The organism is Limnochordia bacterium (assembly GCA_023230925.1).
GTDB lineage: Bacteria > Bacillota > Limnochordia > DUMW01 > DUMW01 > JALNWK01.
Genome location: JALNWK010000095.1, coordinates 1 through 4,822 on the forward strand (window position 1 = coordinate 1; position 4,822 = coordinate 4,822).

The 4,822-nt window shown below is 47.7% G+C and carries 7 protein-coding genes; all 7 read right to left on the bottom strand.

The window, feature by feature from the left end; translation table 11 throughout:
• Positions 1 to 386 precede the first annotated feature (386 nt).
• Positions 387 to 662, bottom strand: a complete 276-nt coding sequence (locus tag M0Q40_12445) for a hypothetical protein (GenBank protein MCK9223399.1) — start codon at positions 660 to 662, stop codon at positions 387 to 389.
• A 253-nt stretch (positions 663 to 915) separates the two neighbouring features.
• Entirely contained in the window at positions 916 to 1,704 is a 789-nt protein-coding gene (locus M0Q40_12450; GenBank protein ID MCK9223400.1) for an Mrp/NBP35 family ATP-binding protein, read from the bottom strand.
• Positions 1,705 to 1,720: 16 nt separating this feature from the next.
• A complete protein-coding gene (locus M0Q40_12455; GenBank protein MCK9223401.1) occupies positions 1,721 to 2,575 on the bottom strand; it encodes an ATP-binding protein in 855 nt (284 codons plus the stop codon).
• Positions 2,572 to 3,417, bottom strand: a complete 846-nt coding sequence (locus M0Q40_12460; protein MCK9223402.1) for an ATP-binding protein — start codon at positions 3,415 to 3,417, stop codon at positions 2,572 to 2,574. The genes M0Q40_12455 and M0Q40_12460 overlap by 4 nt, the downstream gene beginning before the upstream one ends.
• Positions 3,418 to 3,442: 25 nt before the next feature.
• Entirely contained in the window at positions 3,443 to 3,775 is a 333-nt protein-coding gene (locus M0Q40_12465; GenBank protein MCK9223403.1) for a NifB/NifX family molybdenum-iron cluster-binding protein, read from the bottom strand.
• A 2-nt stretch (positions 3,776 to 3,777) separates the two neighbouring features.
• The gene (locus M0Q40_12470) at positions 3,778 to 4,203 is read right to left on the bottom strand and encodes a NifB/NifX family molybdenum-iron cluster-binding protein (GenBank protein MCK9223404.1); all 426 of its coding nucleotides are present in this window, start codon (positions 4,201 to 4,203) and stop codon (positions 3,778 to 3,780) included.
• Positions 4,204 to 4,207: 4 nt separating this feature from the next.
• Entirely contained in the window at positions 4,208 to 4,537 is a 330-nt protein-coding gene (locus M0Q40_12475) for a DUF5320 domain-containing protein (protein ID MCK9223405.1), read from the bottom strand.
• Between the last annotated feature and the right edge of the window lie 285 nt (positions 4,538 to 4,822).

Here is a 4,822-nt window from a genome sequence, read left to right on the forward strand (position 1 = left end):
ATAAGATCAAGGTTATAAAACGAGAATCATATGGCTTTCACGATTTAGAATACTTTCAGCTGAAGATCAAGCAAAGATGCAGTGGGAAACAAGAAAAAGGTCAACACTTACGGAGATGAACCCCATCGTATATGTTCATGAATACATTGCTATAGCACGTTTTGCAGCAGCAGTAGTCATAACGACACTCTTTGGGAGAAACCTTCCTGGGCGGTTATCAGTCAGTGCATTTATGGGTACCCCCTCTATGCAGAGTACTTTGATGAGCTAAAAGCCTGTAGACTAAGGATCACCGAGTAATACATATTCTAGAGTAGACCTGACTCAACCAGATTCCTTACTGTAACCTAGGAAGAGACCAAGTCAGGCAGGCGGCAACGATCAAGCTATGTAATCTTAGCCACAGTATTTTGGGCCATATGTCCAAAGGTTTCGTGAAACCCAGTGGAACTCATCACAGCAGTCACGCCGGCCAGAATAGCCATGTACCAATTCTGTCCACCCATGATGTTATACAATACCAAACCCAAAAAGCCAAGCACCCAGTTGATCGGTTGAATATACTTGCTCTCAATCTTGAGCCAACCCTTCAGTATTGAGATAATCACACTCACAAATGGTCCCCAAGCAACACCCATGACTACTACCTGCTCCCACGGCATCGGGATCCCCCCTTCTATTCCTTCCTACTCAACGTATATGGCACAAAAAGTGGATATATACTTACGAAAGTGAATTTCCGGGCGGGGCCACAACTAACCGATCATCGGCACAGAATCTGTCTTGATGGACCGAAGCTTACTTAATCAGGTACTAGACGAATGAAAGTGGGGTCTTTACTACTAGGGAGGTTGTACCTATGGATTATCTGAGAGGATGTGGGGAAAGGGTCTCACCACTTTCCCCAAGGTCTCGTTAAGGTTCCATCGCCTCGAAAATGTCCTGGGCCATCTTTCTGAAAACCGAAGACTCATAGTGTTCCACTTGGCCTTGGTCGCATAAAGCGGCAAGATTTGGATCTAAGGGAATGGAGCCCAAAAACGGAACACCAAACTCTTTGGCAGCAGTCTCACCTTGTCGTGGTCCAAACACTTCATGAAACTCTCCGCATTTTGGGCAAGTGACTCCACTCATATTCTCAACTAATCCGAGGATCGGAATGCTCATCGCCCTAGCCATTTTTACAGCCTTTCCCACCACCATCAGGACAAGGTCCTGGGGCGAGGAAACAACCACAACCCCATCCAAAGGCAAGGACTGCATTACAGTCAAGGGAGCATCTCCGGTCCCCGGAGGCAAGTCCACCAACAGGTAATCTAGATCCCCCCAGACCACATCTGTCCAAAACTGTTTGATCAAATTGGCCATGATCGGACCTCTCCAGATCACCGGATCATCTTCATGTTCAAGAAGCAGGTTTAACGACATGATCCGAATACCGATTGTGCTTGGTGGAGCAATTAACCCAAATTCTGTCTGCTCTGGCCGCTCCTTGACACCAAACATACGGGGAATACTTGGACCTGTAACATCAGCATCCAAAATGCCAACCTTATAGCCTTCCTTTTGGATCATCGCGGCTAGCACACCGGTAACAAGGGACTTACCTACCCCACCTTTACCACTCATCACTGCAATAACATGCTTAACTGCGCTCATCTGGTTTAGTTCTGACTTTTCAATTCCACTACCTTGTTCCTGCAACAGACATCCACTTCTTTCAGCAATTGGTTAGTACCGCATCCCAAAGCTTTGTTATCTCCAAAGAAACCCTACTGTCACGAATCAGAACCGGTGGATACCTATTTACCACTGCATCCACTACTTTGGGATCAAAGGGTATCTTGGCTGCGACCGCGATCTCCTTATGGGTACACCACTGTTCAATTTGTGCGGTCTTAGTCTCATCTAGATCATACTTATTAATACACACAATGTAGTTTATGTCAAACCCTTCGGCCAGATCAACGACTCTTTTTAGGTCATGAAATCCCGAAATGGTTGGTTCGGTTACAACCACAGCAAGATCCACCCCTGACAAAGAAGCAATAACAGGACAACCAATTCCGGGTGCCCCGTCGATGATCACGTAATCGGCTTGTGTTTCCTCTGCTATTTTTTGTGCCCCCTGGCGAACTTGGGTAACGAGCTTTCCAGAATTCTCCTCAGCGATATTTAGCCTAGCATGAACCATGGGGCCATAGGCTGTTTGCGAAATAAACCAATACCCGCATAATCGGTCGGTAGCTAATATTGCATCACTTGGGCAACCATAGAAGCATGCTGCGCATCCTTCACAAGAGAAGGGGTCAATCCGGTAGTCACTAATGGCATCAAAGCGACATAATCTTGTGCATTGCCCACACTGGGTGCATTTACTCTCTTCGATCTCAAAGCGCCTACCACTGTAAAACTCATGCTCTTCTACTATTTGAGGCTCTAGAAGAATATGCAAATTAGCCGCGTCTACGTCACAATCGGCAATGACCTTGTCTTGTGCAAGGACGGCAAAGGAGGATGTGATGCAGGTTTTTCCCGTACCACCCTTTCCACTAATGACCAAGATGTTCTTCATTCCTTTGCCCTCCTCTCAATTTCCGCAAATAGCTCCTGAAGACGTGCTTGCCACTCCGGATAATCCTCACTGATTAGTCTCCCTTGGGCATAGACTTGGGCAAATCTCTGTTCGAAGGGAATCTCCAGCAAAATGGGCACATTGTGCCTATGACAGTACTCATACACCGAGTCATCACCAAGACCAGCTCGATTAACCACAACCCCTAGGGGAATACCTAGTTCCTGCACTACAGCTACGGCTAGCTTCAGATCACTTAAACCTACAGGGGTTGGTTCGGTAACCAACAGACAAAAATCCGCACCCGTCACCGAAGCCACCATCGGACAAGAGGTGCCCGGTGGTACATCTAAGATAGCGATAGTTTCATGTCGTAGTTCCTTTTTCAGTTGATGGATAATCGGAATGGCAATTGCCTCGCCGATATTTAGCAGGCCGTAGACAAGGTTAATTCCTTTCCCTTTTCCCCTGTGCACAACCCCGATGGGTCTTGTCTTTTCTGTAAGTGCACCGGAAGGACAAAAATAGGTACAACCAGCACATCCATGGCACAGTTCCGGAAAGACCATGACCTGCTTGCCCAATAAGGCGATGGCATTGAAGGCACAAACCTCTTGGCATCTGCCACACAACGTACAACGAGTAGCATCCAGTGCCGGGGTCATTACCTCAACATGTGTCTCATCTACCAAGCCAACATCTAAAAACAAGTGACAATTTGGTTCCTCCACGTCGCAATCTAGCAGCTGTACTTGTCCTGAGTCTTTTAAAGAAAAGGCCAAGTTAGTCGCAACCGTAGTCTTACCGGTACCACCTTTGCCACTTGCCACCGCAATAATCATCGCCCAATCACCTTTTCCCCAAGGTTTATTCGTGTTCGCAAAGGCTATCTTTACTTTTTAAGGTCCCTGCTGCCAACTCTGCCAACGTATCCTCTACACTGCCTGTAATGCCAGTGATCGTGAGGATGCCCCTCTCTTTGAATAGACCTTCCGCCCTTGGTCCCATTCCCCCAGCAATAATACACTCAATGCCGTTTTCTGCCAGATACTTAGGCAAAAAGCCCGGTTGATGTCCTGGGTTTGGTATTACTTCCTGGTTGGTTACATGTCCATCAACAATATCCGCAATCGTATAATGGGGACAACGACCAAAATGAGTGGCCACGTTTCCGCAGTCGGTGGAAACTGCTACTTTCACCTTTAATCTCTCCCTCGTCTACCAAAATGTGAGCCCACATTAGGTTCTAATGTCAGCTTCAATTTACCCTCATTGTAAGCAGAAATCGCTCCTTGTACAGTCCCTTCAGCTTGGGTATAAACAGCAATTTCTGCGGCTCTTAAGCCTTGCTGGGCATTTGGCCCGATAGTCCCGGTAAGCAGAACATCTACCCCGTGACCACTTAAAAGCTCAGCCGCGCGTACACCGGCACCACCCGATGCCTCGACCCCAGCGTTTTCTACTACCTCAAAACTACCATCCTCATCAGAATAGATGATGAAGTATCTACATCTGCCAAAACGAGGATCCACCGCTGCGGTCATGTCTTTTCCTTGGGAGCTAACCGCGATCTTCATCAAATGCACCTCCAAGTTAATATGCCTAGAGGAATCAAGTCCTCTAGGCACCTTGCTACTCCTCTTCTAACTCTTCAAGACGCGCCTCGATCTGTGTAAGCTGCTCTTTTAGCATCGCAGCTTCGTTCTTCAGCATCTCTCCTTCATTTGCCGGTACGGGTTCCGCTGCGTATGCCGGTGCCCCATAGCCCCACGCACCGTAGGGAGCACGGGCCCAGCCCGGAACACCAGTAGCATAGTACATCCGCCGATAACCACGACCTCGACCACCTCCCCGAGGATAGGGGTTCGCGAAGCCTGGTACCGCATAGCCTGCGCAATAACCTGCCCTTCTACCCGTCATGGGGCCAAAGCCAGCAGGACCAGTTCCATCTCCTCTTGGCATTATTGACACCTCCCTTTTGAGACTGTCTGCCCACGTATTGCAATTCAAAGACTAGATCATCCTAGAACTATTATGGGCATATGCTCACTTGTATTATACAAATAGTTTTGGGCATATGTCAACATTTTTTTGCCGAAAGAGTAATTCTGTAGTTGGATAATACGTAAGCGTCAAAGCGAACACACCTTGACAGCTAGGAAGAAAGGACGAAGCTTTAACGCTGTGCTTAGTCCAGCTCAGCGCAACAAAAAGCCCCCACTGTTAGTGAGGGTTAGGATGATGCAT